Annotated in this window: 14 protein-coding genes; 4 read left to right on the forward strand and 10 right to left on the reverse strand. The window is 64.7% G+C overall.

The window, feature by feature from the left end; genetic code table 11:
• Positions 1 to 32 precede the first annotated feature (32 nt).
• Together CXR00_RS01765 and CXR00_RS01770 are read right to left on the reverse strand one after the other, a co-directional pair.
• Positions 33 to 1,334 carry a hypothetical protein gene (locus tag CXR00_RS01765; RefSeq protein WP_104052690.1) on the reverse strand — a complete coding sequence of 434 codons (1,302 nt, stop codon included), beginning with the start codon at positions 1,332 to 1,334 and terminating at the stop codon, positions 33 to 35.
• A complete protein-coding gene (locus CXR00_RS01770; RefSeq protein WP_104052691.1) occupies positions 1,334 to 1,696 on the reverse strand; it encodes a hypothetical protein in 363 nt (120 codons plus the stop codon). Before CXR00_RS01770 ends, CXR00_RS01765 begins: the two co-directional genes overlap by 1 nt.
• A gap of 248 nt (positions 1,697 to 1,944) precedes the next feature.
• On the opposite strand from CXR00_RS01770, the gene CXR00_RS01775 reads away from it, so the two are divergent.
• The gene (locus CXR00_RS01775; RefSeq protein WP_104052692.1) at positions 1,945 to 2,244 is read left to right on the forward strand and encodes a hypothetical protein; all 300 of its coding nucleotides are present in this window, start codon (positions 1,945 to 1,947) and stop codon (positions 2,242 to 2,244) included.
• Between the two features lie 18 nt (positions 2,245 to 2,262).
• Here CXR00_RS01775 and CXR00_RS01780 read toward each other — a convergent pair whose 3' ends face one another.
• Positions 2,263 to 3,426 (reverse strand): MalY/PatB family protein, encoded by a 1,164-nt coding sequence (locus tag CXR00_RS01780; RefSeq protein WP_104052693.1) that lies wholly within the window; start codon positions 3,424 to 3,426, stop codon positions 2,263 to 2,265.
• Between the two features lie 54 nt (positions 3,427 to 3,480).
• Between CXR00_RS01780 and CXR00_RS01785 the strand changes: the two genes are divergently transcribed.
• A complete protein-coding gene (locus tag CXR00_RS01785) occupies positions 3,481 to 4,704 on the forward strand; it encodes a class I SAM-dependent methyltransferase (RefSeq protein ID WP_104052694.1) in 1,224 nt (407 codons plus the stop codon).
• A gap of 10 nt (positions 4,705 to 4,714) precedes the next feature.
• Here the strand turns inward: CXR00_RS01785 and CXR00_RS01790 are convergent, their stop codons facing one another.
• On the reverse strand, positions 4,715 to 5,527 hold the full coding sequence (locus CXR00_RS01790) for a shikimate 5-dehydrogenase (RefSeq protein WP_104052695.1): 813 nt from the start codon (positions 5,525 to 5,527) through the stop codon (positions 4,715 to 4,717).
• 162 nt (positions 5,528 to 5,689) lie between these two features.
• Here CXR00_RS01790 and CXR00_RS01795 point away from each other — a divergent pair, with 162 nt between their 5' ends.
• Positions 5,690 to 6,838: a glutamate--cysteine ligase gene (locus CXR00_RS01795; RefSeq protein ID WP_104052696.1), complete on the forward strand. Its 1,149-nt coding sequence runs from the start codon at positions 5,690 to 5,692 to the stop codon at positions 6,836 to 6,838.
• A gap of 132 nt (positions 6,839 to 6,970) precedes the next feature.
• On the forward strand, positions 6,971 to 8,644 hold the full coding sequence (locus tag CXR00_RS01800) for an HNH endonuclease signature motif containing protein (protein ID WP_258060246.1): 1,674 nt from the start codon (positions 6,971 to 6,973) through the stop codon (positions 8,642 to 8,644).
• Positions 8,645 to 8,708: 64 nt separating this feature from the next.
• Here the strand turns inward: CXR00_RS01800 and tsaD are convergent, their stop codons facing one another.
• From tsaD to mgrA, 6 genes are all read right to left on the reverse strand, one after another.
• Entirely contained in the window at positions 8,709 to 9,776 is a 1,068-nt protein-coding gene (tsaD, locus tag CXR00_RS01805) for a tRNA (adenosine(37)-N6)-threonylcarbamoyltransferase complex transferase subunit TsaD (RefSeq protein WP_104052697.1), read from the reverse strand.
• Positions 9,773 to 10,243 carry a ribosomal protein S18-alanine N-acetyltransferase gene (gene rimI, locus CXR00_RS01810; protein WP_104053679.1) on the reverse strand — a complete coding sequence of 157 codons (471 nt, stop codon included), beginning with the start codon at positions 10,241 to 10,243 and terminating at the stop codon, positions 9,773 to 9,775. The genes tsaD and rimI overlap by 4 nt, the downstream gene beginning before the upstream one ends.
• Positions 10,244 to 10,281: 38 nt before the next feature.
• The gene (gene tsaB / locus CXR00_RS01815) at positions 10,282 to 10,950 is read right to left on the reverse strand and encodes a tRNA (adenosine(37)-N6)-threonylcarbamoyltransferase complex dimerization subunit type 1 TsaB (RefSeq protein WP_104052698.1); all 669 of its coding nucleotides are present in this window, start codon (positions 10,948 to 10,950) and stop codon (positions 10,282 to 10,284) included.
• 68 nt (positions 10,951 to 11,018) lie between these two features.
• The gene (tsaE, locus tag CXR00_RS01820; protein WP_104052699.1) at positions 11,019 to 11,600 is read right to left on the reverse strand and encodes a tRNA (adenosine(37)-N6)-threonylcarbamoyltransferase complex ATPase subunit type 1 TsaE; all 582 of its coding nucleotides are present in this window, start codon (positions 11,598 to 11,600) and stop codon (positions 11,019 to 11,021) included.
• Positions 11,597 to 12,763 carry an alanine racemase gene (alr, locus tag CXR00_RS01825; RefSeq protein ID WP_237688602.1) on the reverse strand — a complete coding sequence of 389 codons (1,167 nt, stop codon included), beginning with the start codon at positions 12,761 to 12,763 and terminating at the stop codon, positions 11,597 to 11,599. The genes tsaE and alr overlap by 4 nt, the downstream gene beginning before the upstream one ends.
• 90 nt (positions 12,764 to 12,853) lie before the next feature.
• Entirely contained in the window at positions 12,854 to 13,900 is a 1,047-nt protein-coding gene (mgrA, locus tag CXR00_RS01830) for an L-glyceraldehyde 3-phosphate reductase (RefSeq protein ID WP_104052701.1), read from the reverse strand.
• Between the last annotated feature and the right edge of the window lie 3 nt (positions 13,901 to 13,903).

Here is a 13,903-nt window from a genome sequence, read left to right on the forward strand (position 1 = left end):
TAGCTGAGCACTGCATTGGTGTGAAGCCCGGACTATCGGCCAAAGAGCTTGTTCCAGCAGTCGGCAACCGCATCCGCTGCTCCCCGTGCCGCCTTGCCCGCGTCAGACTTCATCAGGTTTGATTCCATGAAACCGTCCACCAGGTCCAAGGCAGTGTCCGCGGCTGCATCCTTGATGGTGCGGTTGTCCAGGAAACCGAATTCGAGGGAGGTGACAACCGAAATACCGATGCCGATCGCGGCACCTGCCACTGTCCCCGCCGGTCCCCCTATTGCGCTCCCGATGAGGGCGCCGGTCCCGGCCGCCGCAAGATCGATTCCGGCCTTGGCACTGCCCTTCACCGCTCCCACCGAGTCCGCCCGCTCGTTCAGCTCGTCAGGGTCCATGTCCGGATGGGCCTGCAGGAGTTCGTTATAGGCATCCTGCCGCTCATCGGCGATCGTAAATCCTGCCGTTGCCACTGACAGCATTCCGCCGCCCACTCTGAAAGCAGCAGCGGTCTTAGTCAGCTCGTGCAACCCGCCCATGTCCGGCGCCCACTTCGCTCTGTCGGCATCCACCCGATTCCTGTAGCCGCGCGAGTATTTATGAAGCACCGTGCTGACTTTGGGCCTGAGTTCCAACTTGTTGACGGACACCAGCGCCCAGCGGCCGTCGGTCACCCATCGTCCGCGTGCCATGTACCGCACTCGTTCGGCCTCGGTTTCATAGCGGACGTAGACGGGGGAAGGGGTTGGAATTTTCACGACAGTCCGCCGTGACGAGGGCAAGCCGGCGAGTTTACCCGCGGCCCCCGTAGCCACCGTGCCTGTCCGGTCCGTGATGTGGTTAGTGAGGTTATGGTCCCCCAGGACGATGGCAGTCAGCTTGCCCGCCGTCGCTTCCTCCAACAAGGTGTAGTTCCGGGCCAGGACGGCGGCTGAATCCGCTGCTGCGCGCAGCAGAAGCTCCGTTGACGGCAGCGTGGATGCCGTGTTCGGATCCGGTTGGTCCGCGGACTCGAGCAGGGCGCAGTTGGCTGCATCAATTTGCACCATCAACGCATCCCGCTGAGCCACAAGCGCCCGGATTCCCTCCGCAAATTCGGCCAGCACGCTGGTGGCCTGCTCCGCACTTTGCGCCAGCAGGCCTGCGTGGGGCAGAACTGCCCCGAAGGCGTCCTGGATTTCCTCGGCGCCGTCACCGCGATAGTGGGCATTCAGCTGCACCCACGTGGCCGCAGCCCGCTCCACGCTCCTGAGATAGGCCCGGCCGCCGGCGCCGATCCCCGGTGCGGCACCCTCGACGGCATCCGGAGAAGGCCAATCGAAAAGTCCGGAGGTGTCAACGGACATCAGCGGGTCCCGGTCAGCGAAGGTGCCCGGCAGATCCCCGATTGCAGCTGTGCCAAGCTCGCCCCGGCTGCATCGGCCATCGCCCGGTCCGCCTCGGAGATGATGTTCACTGCTTGACGGACCCCGGCAACCGCATTGCCGATCCTCGTCTCGGCCGCATCTGCCTGGAGCAGCAGCGTATTGCACCAAAGCTCTTCCAAAGCCCGCACCACCACGCCTGAGCCGCTGGAACACGCCCACTGCGCATCCGTGACCCTGGTCCGCAGCGTGGACGACGAAGCTGCCCTGGCCTCGTCGTCCTCGACCTGCGCGAGAATACGCTCGCAACCCTCGGCATTTACGCTGTAATTGCCCAGCAGCATGGTTCCCACTCCCCTAGTCCGTTCCGTCCTGCCCTCAACCTAGGGGGTTCCCCGAACCCGGTCCACGGATGCATTACCCGGTGTGGATAACCTCCCCCTTGCCTTCGGCTGCACGCCAATCAGGGGTGTCCCGCGAGCTAATTGGGCTTAGGCGGCGGCAGTATTTCCTGTTCGCATTGCGGCGCGCCGCAGGCCTCTCCTACGTTGAGTGTTCGGCCAACTGGTCAGGCACACCGAGGAAGGTTTCCATGGAGCCCAAGCTGCGCGTCGTCGCCCAATTCGACATAGATCTCCGGAAGGTGCGTTTGGTGGTCAGGGGCCGTGTCACCGAGCAGAACAGCAGGGTGCTGTATGTGCTGGCGCGGCGGGCCAACGCCACCTTGCCTGGCCTCAACGTAGTGCTTGACCTGCATCTGGCGACAATTACTCCTGCTGCTCTCAACGACCTTCGCCTCAGTTCCGAAACCGGTGCGCTGCCCCTGCTGACCGGGCATAAGCAGGAATTACTGGCTCCGCAGCAGCTGAGCATCCTGGCCCCTGCCGCCTGAGACTCTGAGGTTCAGGCGCTATAGGTCCGACGGCGCCGCCCGCACTGCAGCCAGCCGCGTCACGGCCTCCGTCAGTACCTCCGGGGAGCAGGCAAAGTTCAGCCGGACAAACCCCGTGCCCTGCCGACCAAATTTGAGGCCTGATTCCAGTGCAACACGTCCCTGTTCCAGGGCCACTGCCGCCGGATCCCCACCCCAGCCCACGCCCCTGAAATCCAGCCACGCGAGATAGCCGGCCAAGGGAGGACGGTAGACAATCTCGGGCAGATACGCAGACAGGAGCTCGGCCAGCAGTTCCCGGTTCTCCGCAAGGGAGTTCAGCACCGCCGTCAGCCACGGTCCGCCGTCGTCATAAGCTGCCACGGAGGCATGCAGGCCCAGGATGGAGGTCCGGGCCGAGACCTCCTCGGGCATCGAATCCAGCTGCAGCCGCGTGCGTTCGCTCGAGGCCACCATGACCGCACATTTGGTTCCGGCAATGTTCCACGCTTTGCTGGCTGCGCTGACGCAGATGCCATATTCCCGTGCCGCGTCGGAGACTGAGAGGTAAGGCGTAAAGGAACGCGGGTCATAGGCCAGCGGGGCATGGATTTCATCGCTGATGACCGCGATTCCGTATTTCGCTGACAAATCGGCGAGCGCCCCCAGGGTTTCGGCAGAGTGCACCAGCCCCAGCGGATTGTGCGGGTTGCACAGCAGCAGGGCATCAGCGCCCCTGGCGAACGCTCGTTCCAGTGCCGGAAGGTCCAGCTGCCATCCTGTGCCGGTGAGTAGAAGGGGAACCTCCACCACTGAAGCGTCGGCCTCCAGCGGCAGCTCAAAGAAGGGCGGATACACCGGCGGCGTGATCACCACCGAACCGTCCACCGGGACGGTCTGGCGCAGGCACTCGACAATGGCCACGCTGACATCAGTGGTGGTCCGGACATCCCCGGGATCCACCTGCCAGTTCCAGGTCCGCCGCGCGTATCCGGCGAACGCATCGGCCACCGGTTCCGGTCCGGCGACATAGCCGGTATCCGAGGCCAGCACCCGGCCGATAATCGCCTGCTGCACCGGTTCAGCCAACGGATAGTCCATCTCTGCCACAAACAGCGGCAGGACATCTGCCGGGTAGGTCTGCCACTTATAGCTGGTGCGTGTACGCAGTACGGACAGCGGCTCGGCCTCGATCTTCCTCATGCCGCCCAACCTACAGCTAACGTGCCCGGCCGCAGAAGAACTAGGCTGGTAGTCATGCCGGATACTTCGCTTGCCCATGTCCTGACGTCCGAAGGCTGGGAACTGCTGAACTCCCTTGGCCCGTATCTGGAGTCCGAATCCTTCAAGCTCAACACTGACCTGCGTAAGGCCGGGCACTCCCCCGACGTGGTTGCCGCCGTCCTGACCCAGGCCAAGCTGCGGATGAAAGCACGGACCAAGTTCGGGCCGTTCGCCGAGCACATGCTGTTCACCGCGCCCGGGCTGGAACAGGCCACCCGGCTAAACGTGGCCGCCCTGCATGCCCAGCGCTACGTCCAGGCCGGCCTGGACAAAGTTGCCGACCTGGGCTGCGGGATCGGCGCCGACTCCCTGGCCCTGGCCACCCTGGACCGGCAGGTCACCGCCGTCGAACTTGATGAGATCACTGCTGCCGCCGCCACCATCAATCTCATGCCCTGGCCCAACGCAAAGGTGGTTCAGGGCGCTGCCGAGGAGTTCGATCTGGACGGGTTCGACGGCGTGTGGCTGGATCCGGCCCGCCGGACCACGTCCACCTCCGGGACCACCCGCATCTTTGATCCGGAAGCTTTCTCCCCGCCGCTGTCCTTCGTGGAGTCCCTGGCCGACCGCGGCCTGCCGGTGGGCGTGAAGATGGGTCCGGGCATTCCGCACGATGCCCTGCCGGCAAACTGTGAAGTGCAGTGGGTCTCAGTGGACGGTGACGTTACCGAGGCGACCCTGTGGTTCAACGCCCTGTGCCGCGACGGCGTCCGCCGCGCAGCGTTGGTGATTGGCCCGGAGGGTGCCGCCGAGCTCACCTCGCCTGTGGATTACGACGCCGGTGCCCAGGACGTGGGCATTGGTCCGGTGGACGCCTACCTGTACGAGCCCGACGGCGCGGTGATCCGCGCGGGCCTCGTCGCCGACGTCGCGCGTTCCCTGGGCGGGCACCTGCTGGATCCGCACATTGCCTACATTGGTGCCCCGGAGTTGCTGCACACGCCGTTTGCCCGCGCCTACAGGGTGCTCGAGGTCCGCCCGTACAACGTCAAGGCCCTCAAGGCCTGGGTAAAGGCCAACGGAATCGGTGTGCTGGACATCAAGAAGCGCGGCATGTCCGTGACGCCAGAGGAACTGCGCAAGCAGCTGCTCACCGGTTCCGGCAAGGGGCCCAACAAAGCAACGCTCGTCCTGACGCGCCTGGGCGAGGACCGGGTGGCGATCGTGGTGGAACCGGTGGCACTGCCCGCCGCGTAGGTTCCGCAGCCTACGCGCGGGAGAATTCGCTGGCCTCCCGGACCTGCTCCGGAGTGGGCCGCACCCCGGTGTACAGCACGAACTGTTCCTCTGCTTGGATAGCAATGACTTCCGCACCTGTAATTACGGGCTTTCCTGCGGCTCGGGCTGCAGTGATGAGCGGCGTTTCGGCCGGGAGTGCGACGACGTCGAACACTGTCCGTGCCGCAGCGATGGCCGGGTCAGTGAATGCCTGAACGGTTTCATGCTCGCCGGTCATTCCCAGCGGCGTGACGTTGAGGAGCAGGTCTGCGGTGCTTTCACCCTGAACGGGCCGCCAGTTGAAGTCGTAAAGATCGGCAAGTGCCCGCCCGGCAGCCTCGTTGCGGGCAACGATTGTCACGTCCGTGAAACCGGCATCCCGCAGCGCTGCGGCAACGGCTTTGGCCATGCCACCCGATCCCCGGAGCAACACAGACCAGGACGCCGGCACGTGGTGGTCCCGCAGAAGCCGGGAGATGGCCAGGTAGTCGGTGTTGTAGGCGGTGAGGACGCCGTCGTCGTTCACTATCGTATTCACTGAATGGATGGCTTCGGCGGACGGATCCAAGCGGTCCACGAGTGCTATGACGTCCTCCTTGTACGGCATGGACACCGCACACCCCCGGATCGGCAGGCCGCGCACGCCCATGATGGCCTGGGCCAGGTCCGCGGGAGCAAACGCCTTGTAGACATAGTTCAGGTCGAGCAGGTCATACAGGTAATTGTGGAAGCGCGTACCAATGTTTGACGGCCGGGCAGCGAGGGAGATGCACAGGGTCATGTCTTTGTTCAGGATGGGCATCCTCCCATTATGTCGGGGTATCCCGGCGGTGCGGCAGGTCCGGGATTAGGAGTGAGTGAACGGAATACCCCTCTCCCGCGGCTAGGATTGGATCCGGGTTCTCTACCGCAACGCTGCGGAAACCGAGTTCCTCCAACAGCTACACATACAGCAGGAGACAGTTTGGAAATCGGTTTCGCACAGTCGGCACAATCAACCCTTGGCGTTGAATGGGAGCTGGCACTTGTCGACCGGAACACCGGGGAACTGGTGTCCGTTGCCGACGAGGTTCTGCGCGGCGTCAGCGCCGCGCATCCCGGGATCAGTGAAGGTGACGAGCACCCGCACATCAAGCAGGAACTGCTCGAAAACACCGTAGAGCTGGTGACCGGTGTGTGCAACACCGTTGCTGACGCCAAAGCTGACCTGACGCGTTCCCTCGAGGCACTGCGCCGGGTGACCGATCCCATGGGCGTGGAGCTGTTCTGCTCCGGTTCCCATCCGTTCAGTGCCCCGCGCTCGCAGCCGGTCACCGACAAGGAACGCTACGCCAAACTGATTGACCGCACGCAGTGGTGGGGCCAGCAGATGCTCATCTACGGGGTTCATGTCCACGTGGGTCTGGACAGCCGGGACAAGGTGCTTCCGGTGCTTGACGGCCTGGTCAACTACTTCCCGCATTTCCAGGCGCTGTCCGCTTCCTCGCCGTACTGGTCCGGCGAGGACACCGGTTACGCCTCCCAGCGTGCCCTGATGTTCCAGCAGCTGCCCACAGCCGGCCTCCCCTTCCAATTCGGCTCCTGGGCCGAGTATGAGTCCTACGTTCAGGACATGTTCACCACCGGAGTGATTGACTCGATCAGCGAGATCCGCTGGGACATCCGACCTGTGCCGGGCCTGGGCACCATTGAAATGCGGGTCTGCGACGGAATGGCCACCCTGCAGGATGTGGGCGCCGTGGCAGCCCTGACCCAGTGTTTGGTGGACGAGTTCTCCACCATCCTGGACAACGGCGGCAGCATTCCGACCATGCCTCCGTGGCACGTTCAGGAAAACAAATGGCGTGCGGCCCGGTATGGCCTCGACGCCATCATCATCCTTGATGCTGCCGGCAACGAGAAGCTGGTGACGGACCATTTGCTGGAGGATGTCCTCCCCCGCCTGGCTCCTGTTGCGGAGAAGCTCGGCTGTTCTGCCGAGCTGGCGGACGTGGCATCGATCATTGAACGCGGTGCCGGCTACCAGCGGCAGCGCCGCATTGCTGCAGAGAACGACGGCGATTTGCGCGCGGTGGTGCAAGACGGAATCCGACAGCTGCGCGGCGAAGCCTGACCTCAGGCAGAGCCCTGGACGCTCACCCGGGCATGCCACCAGTAAAGTGATGCCCGGCATGGCCAGATTCGAGTAATTTACCCGTAATCATCCTCGGTGTCGGGTGTGAGATAACCCACTAAAATAGAACACATGTACGAGGAACTGTCGGGCCGCGAACCACAGGAGACCGTCCGGATCAGCAGGAACCCTGATCCGGACCCTTCCGTGGCGGGCCCGGCTGCTTCCCTCGTCCAGCACTGGACGGCCGTGCTGGCAGGGATGGCGTGTTCCGTACTGCCTGATGTCTCCTCACCTCCAAAGTCCTCATCCCTTTCGGGAGCCGCAGCGGGCGCAGCGGGCTTCGAGAACCCTGTCCCGGCGGCAACCGGAGCACAAGAAGTACTGGCAGCACCGGCAGCACTGGCAGCATTGATTGATCAGATCCGGGCGCTGGAAGAACTCAAGGCAGCCGCGTCCGCCGCCCAAGCCCGCGCAACAGCGGTGTTCGACGCCATCACCCGCCGATCCCAGGCCGCAGCCGGTGTCCTTGCCGAGGACCTCGGCAAGGGAGTCGGCGCGCAGATCGGCTTCGCCCGCCGGGAATCCCCGCACCGCGGAAACCGGCTGCTCGGTCTGGCCCGGATCCTGACCCGGGAAATGCCCCACACCCTGCACGCCCTCACCACCGGGGTCATCAGCGAATGGCGGGCCACCCTCCTGGTCCGTGAAACCGCGTGCCTAACCCGGGAGGACCGGCAGCGCGTGGACGAACTCGTCGCCGGCAACCTCTCCGCCCTGGAACAGCTCGGCGACCGGCAGCTCATCGCCCGGATCAAAACCCTCGCCTACACCCTGGACCCGCACTCCGTAGTGAACCGGACCGCCAAAGCCACCGCGGAACGGTTCGTGTCCTGCCGTCCGGCACCGGACACCATGACCTACGTGACCGCACTACTGCCCGTGGCCCAGGGAGTGGGCGTTTACGCAGCCCTGACCCGGGAAGCGGACCGGCTGCGCGCTGCCGGGGATCCCCGGACCAAGGGCCAGATCATGGCCGACACCTTCGTGGAACGCACCACCGGACAAGCCCGGGCCGAAGACGTGCGGATCGAGGTGCAGCTGATCATGACGGACCGGGCCCTGCTCGCCGGATCCGCCGAACCGGCCGTGCTGCCCGGCTACGGCATGATCCCGGCACAGACTGCCCGGAACCTCGTCCGGGGCGGACCGGACACTGCAGATACCCGCTGGCCCGCCGAACCGAACACCAGACCAGCCGCTGAACCCACCATGCCTGGCCCGGACATCCAACCCGACAAGACCGTTCACACCTGGCTGCGGCGCCTCTACACGGAACCGTCCACCGGGCAGCTCGTGGGAATGGACTCCCGGGCACGGCTGGTACCGTCCGGGCTGGCACGGTTCATCGCGGTCCGCGACCAGCTCTGCCGGATGCCGTGGTGCGGAGCGCCGATCCGGAACTTCGACCACATCCGCCCCTTCCACGAAGCCGGACCCACCACAGCGCACAACCTGCAGGGACTGTGCGAGGCCTGCAACCAGGCCAAAGAAGCACCCGGCTGGAAATCCACAGTTGTCACCGAGCCTCCGATCCAGCCCCATGCTCGCGAACCACGCACCCTCCAACCGCATACGGTCGAAACGCGCACACCCACCGGCCACGTCTACCGGTCAACCGCGCCGCCCCTACCTGGAACCACACGCTGGCCCGGACGTTCCGTGTCCGAGCCCCTGTCCCTGCCCCTATCCCTGGTAAACAAACCTGTCCGACTAAGAAAACCTGTCCGGTTGGGATTCTGCTAACCTCGGCTGCCATCGGTTGGCGTGGGCTAACAAGTTGGCTACGGAAGCCGGTTAGACGAGCTGATTAGAGATGGACGCTCGTGACCGGCATGGACGGATCCGGCGCGAAAGTGATGCCCGAGGGCTCGGCCCCCGCCATCACCACTTGGGCCCCCAGGGCAGCAACCATTGCACCGTTGTCCGTGCACAGGGAAATGGGCGGCACGCGCAGGGAAATGCCCTTGGCCTCGCAGCGCTGCCTCGTCAGCTCGCGGAGCCGGGAGTTGGCCGCCACTCCCCCGCCCAGCAGGAGATTTGTGATGCCGTGTTCCGTGCAGGCAAGGACCGCCTTGGCGGTGATGACATCCACCACGGCTTCCTGGAAGGAAGCAGCAATGTCGGCCACGGGAAGTTCTTCGCCCGCAGCTTCATATGCTTCAACGCAGCGGGCAACTGCAGTCTTCAGTCCCGAGAAGGACCAGTCATAGCGGTGCGGGCCGGGCTCTTCTGCAGAACCCATGTACTTGGGCTGAGTCAGTCCGCGGGGAAAACGGATGGCCTTGGGATTTCCCTGCCGGGCCAGCTTGTCGATGGCAGGGCCGCCCGGATAACCGAGCCCAAGGATGCGGGCAACCTTGTCATAGGCTTCTCCGGCAGCGTCATCGATGGTGGAACCGAGCAGCTGCACATCACCGGTCAGCGACTTCACGCGCAGGATCTCCGTGTGGCCCCCGGATACCAGCAGGGCGCCGAGATTGTCCGGCAGGGTTCCGCCGTCGAGCACGCCCACGCCCACATGGGCCACCAGGTGATTGATCGCGTACAGCGGCTTACCTGTGGCAACGGCGAGCGCCTTGGCAGCGCAGACACCCACCATCAGTGCTCCGGCCAGTCCCGGGCCGGAGGTCACGGCGATCGCATCCACTTCGGCCAAGGTTACTCCGGCCTCGTCCAGGGCCTGCTGCAGTGTGGGCACGAAGGCGTCCAGATGTGCACGGGAGGCGATCTCCGGAATCACGCCGCCAAAACGGACGTGCTCATCCATCGACGAGGAAACGGTGTTGGTCAGCAGCTGGTCGCCGCGGACAATCCCGACTCCGGTTTCGTCACAGGATGATTCGATGCCAAGAACCAGGGGCTCGGTGCGGTTCATTTCGGGTCCTTCGTTGTTGCGTGCGGGGACCCGTTCCATGTGGAAAGGTCCAGCCGCATGATGAGTGCGTCGGCGCCGTCACGGTAGTAGCGCGGACGGATGTGGATCTGCTCGAATCCGAACCAGCGGTAGAGCCGCTGGGCCCGGGGGTTGTCCGCCCGCACTTCCAGCAGCACGTCGTCAGCTCCGCGGGCTTTGGCCTCGTCGATGAGCGTGGTCAGGAGTGCAGAGCCGATGCCGGCGCCTTCAGCCTCAGGCGCGACGGCGATGGTCTGCACATCGGCTATGGGCAGCACGCACATGAGTCCGGCGTACCCAATCACCGTGCCGCGGCTGTCCACGGCGACGTAATAGGAACGGGTATCTGCTTGGTTCAGCTCGTCGTAGAACATTTGCAGCGGCCACGCATCCACCGGGAACAGGGCCCGCTCGAGTGCGTCCACGGCGGCGATATCGTCAACGGTCATGGTCCGAATCTTCGCGGGCACGGCAGCAGTATGGCCGGTCACAGCGCGCGCTTCCGCGGGCCTGGCACCTTGGCATCGGATTCGCGCAGGTACAGCGGAGTGCTGTCCAGCAGTGGAAGGCCGCGGACCAGCCGCACGACGGCGGTGCGGCCGAGGGCTTCCGCGGTGGGCGGGGTGCCGGCAAAGTCAGCGACACCGCGCAGGACCTCAGGGTACAACCCGGCCCCGGCACCGTAGGCCGGCAGGTCCGGCACCTCTGCTGGATCGCTCACGAACGGCCCGGCCAGGAGTTCGGGTGTTCCCCCGGTGCTGCGGTAATGCGCCCAGTAGACTTCCTTGCGCCGGGCATCGGTGGCCACGACAAATTCGTCAATGCCCAGCCGCCAGGCGTCCAGGGCTGCGTCAGCCGCAATCGCGTCCAGGCTCATCACTCCATGCACGGGTTTCTGCCACGCGAAGCCGAGGGTACGCGCTGTGGCAATGCCGGAGCGGAGCCCCGTAAACGGTCCGGGACCAACTCCCACCACTACGGCGTCGATGTCAGCGGCGGTGACGCCCGCTGTTTCCATCAGGTTCCGGATACCCGGTGCCAGCACTTCGGCGTGGGAACGGGTGTCCTGCGTGGCGAACGCGGCCAGGGTCTCCCCTTCCCCGGTCAGCAGTGCCGCACTGGCAATAGCGGAGGTGTCAATAGAGAGAATAAGCACGGTGCCTATTTTACGTCCCCTTTTGCTCCGCATTTTGCGTCCCGGACCGGTAGAAGCCCGCCGACAGGTTAGGAAAGGCGGTTGTCCTTCCACCGCGGGCCGTAGGCGGCGAACCGGATCACCCGTTCTTCATCAGGATCATCGTCGTACTCGAAGCTCAGGCCGGCGGCTTCCTGCACCGGCTGGCCGGTCTCCTGCCCACCCACAGTGCCGCCGCCGGTGGGACGCAGGAGCGTCACCTCCAGCCGGCTGTCCGACAGGTGTTCCACCAGGCCCCGGCCCCACTCGACCACGGTGACGGAGGTATCCATCGTGTTTTCCAGGTCAATGTCATCAATCTCACCGCTGGACCCGAGCCGGTAGGCATCCACGTGCACCAGATCGGGTCCGTCCGCCAGGCTCGGATGGATGCGCATCAGCACGAAGGTTGGGGAAATGATTCCGGGCCGGACACCGAGCCCGCGGCCCAGGCCCTGGGTGAAAGTGGTTTTACCGGCTCCGAGTTCGCCCGTCAGCAGCAGGAGGTCACCTGCGGCCAGCCGGTGACCCAGCTGCTCGGCCACGGCCTGTGTCTGCAGGGCATCCGTAGTGCGGATTTCTTCTTCCCATACGGGTTCAGCTGCGCCGGCGTCAGCGAACTTTCCGCTCATAGCCCGGCCTCCTCGGAATCGGTGTACTTACGCTGAACGCGGGAGCTGATCCTGGTAATGATCTCGTAGTTGATGCTTCCGCAGGCCTCCGCCCATTCATCCACGGAAGGCATTCCCACACCGCCGAACAGCACTGCTTCCCGGCCCACGAGGTCTTTGCCGGTTCCTGCAATGCCGGTGGCCTTAAGGTCTATCACCATCTGGTCCATGGCTATCCGGCCGACTACCGGGTAAACATTGCCGTCCACCCAAACGGGACCGCCCGTGCCCACGCGGGGGACGCCGTCGGCATAGCCCAAGGGAACTAGCGCCAGTGTGGTGGGCTCCTGCGTGGTGTAACGAAGCCCATAGGAAACACCCTGCCCGGCGGGGACCTCCTTGCAGTTGGCGATGGTGGTCTTCAGGGTCATGGCCGGGCGCAGGCCCAGCTCGTCGGGTGACTGCTCCGGAAAGGGCGACAGACCGTACATGCCCAACCCAACCCGCACCATGTCAAAGTGGGAATCGGGGCGGGAAAGTGCTGCGGGAGTGTTGGCGATGTGCCGCACTTCATGGTCCACTCCGGCGTCTTCGGCAACTGCCACGGCGGTGCGGAACTTCTCCAGCTGCAGGTCGGTCTCCGGCCTTTCCGGTTCATCTGCCACGGAAAAGTGGGAGAAGATTCCGACGACGCGCAGCAGCCCCTCCTCCTGATAGGCCAGGGCCCGGCCAACGAACGCTTCCCATTTGTCCTCGGGGCAGCCGTTGCGGCCAAGCCCGGTGTCGATCTTCAGGTGCACCCGTGCCGGAATCTGCAGTTCCCGTGCAGCGGCCACGACTGACTCCAGTTCCCATCCCGAAAGTCCCAAATCAACGTTGGCAGCCACTGCCTCGGCAAAGGGGGTGTCCACGGTATGCAGCCAGGCCAGAATCGGAGCTGAAATGCCGGCACTTCGCAGCGCGAGCGCTTCGGAAATATGGGCGACACCAAGCCAAGTGGCTCCGGCTTCCAATGCTGCGCGTGCCACCTGCTCCGCGCCGTGGCCGTACGCATCAGCCTTGACGATTGCCATCACGCGGGCCGGACTGGTGAGCCGGACAAAGTGGCGGACGTTGTGCCGCACGGCGGCTAGATCTATGAGGGCGAGGCGTTCAGCGGGAGGAGGTACTTGTTGGTCGTTCACCAGACCATTCTTTCATTTCCCGCACTGTACCGGCGCCGGTCGGGTCGCCCGTGAGGCTGCAACCGGTGGAACCGGCTGCAGCCTCACCTGTTAGGCGTCCAGAGCCGAGGCCCACAAATTGATGTTGGAGTCCACCGCATACTCGTCGATGCTGGCCAGTTCCTCGGCGGTGAAGTCGAGGCGATTCACTGCCGCAAGGCTGTCCTCAAGCTGACGGACGCTGGAGGCACCCACCAGCGCCGATGTGACGGCACCGCCTCCGGACTGCGGCCGCAGCACCCAGGCAATAGCCATCTGGGCCAGCGTCTGGCCGCGGGATTCCGCCAGGTCGTTCAGTGCCCGCACCCGCCGCAGGTTGTCCTCGGACAGCTGGGACTTCTCCAGCGATTTCCCGGCCGCGGCGCGGGAATCCTCGGGCACCCCGTTCAGGTACTTGCTGGTCAGCAGACCCTGCGCCAACGGGCTGAAGGCGATGGAGCCCGCCCCGACTTCCTCCAAAGCAGCGAACAGGTTCGGGTCCCCCTGCTCAACCCAGCGGTTCAGCATGGAGTAGGAGGGCTGGTGAATCAGCAGCGGAGTTCCCATGTCGCGCAGGATCCGCGCAGCTTCAATGGTCTTCTCCGGCGAGTAGGACGAGATGCCGGCGTACAGGGCCCGGCCGGAGCGCACGGCGGTGTCCAGTGCTCCCATGGTCTCTTCCAGCGGCGTCTCGGGATCGGGACGGTGGCTGTAGAAAATGTCCACGTAGTCCAGGCCCATGCGTTCCAGGGACTGGTCCAGGCTCGCGAGCAGGTACTTGCGCGACCCCCAGTTGCCGTAGGGACCGGGCCACATGTCGTAGCCCGCCTTCGAGGAGATGACCAGTTCATCCCGGTACGGACGGAAATCGTCCTTGAAATGGCGTCCAAAGTTGGTTTCTGCCGAGCCGTAGGGCGGGCCGTAGTTGTTCGCCAGATCGAAATGGGTCACGCCCAGATCAAACGCCCGGCGCAGGATGGCACGCTGGGTCTCGAAGTTCTTATCGTCGCCAAAGTTGTGCCACAGTCCAAGCGATACAGCGGGCAGCTGCAGCCCGCTGCGTCCGACGCGGCGGTAGGGCATGGAATCGTAGCGGTTTTCCGCAGCAATGTAGGTCATGGG

It is taken from the genome of Arthrobacter sp. 9E16 (genome assembly GCF_002929435.1).
In the GTDB taxonomy this organism is placed as follows: Bacteria; Actinomycetota; Actinomycetes; order Actinomycetales; family Micrococcaceae; genus Arthrobacter_B; species Arthrobacter_B sunyaminii.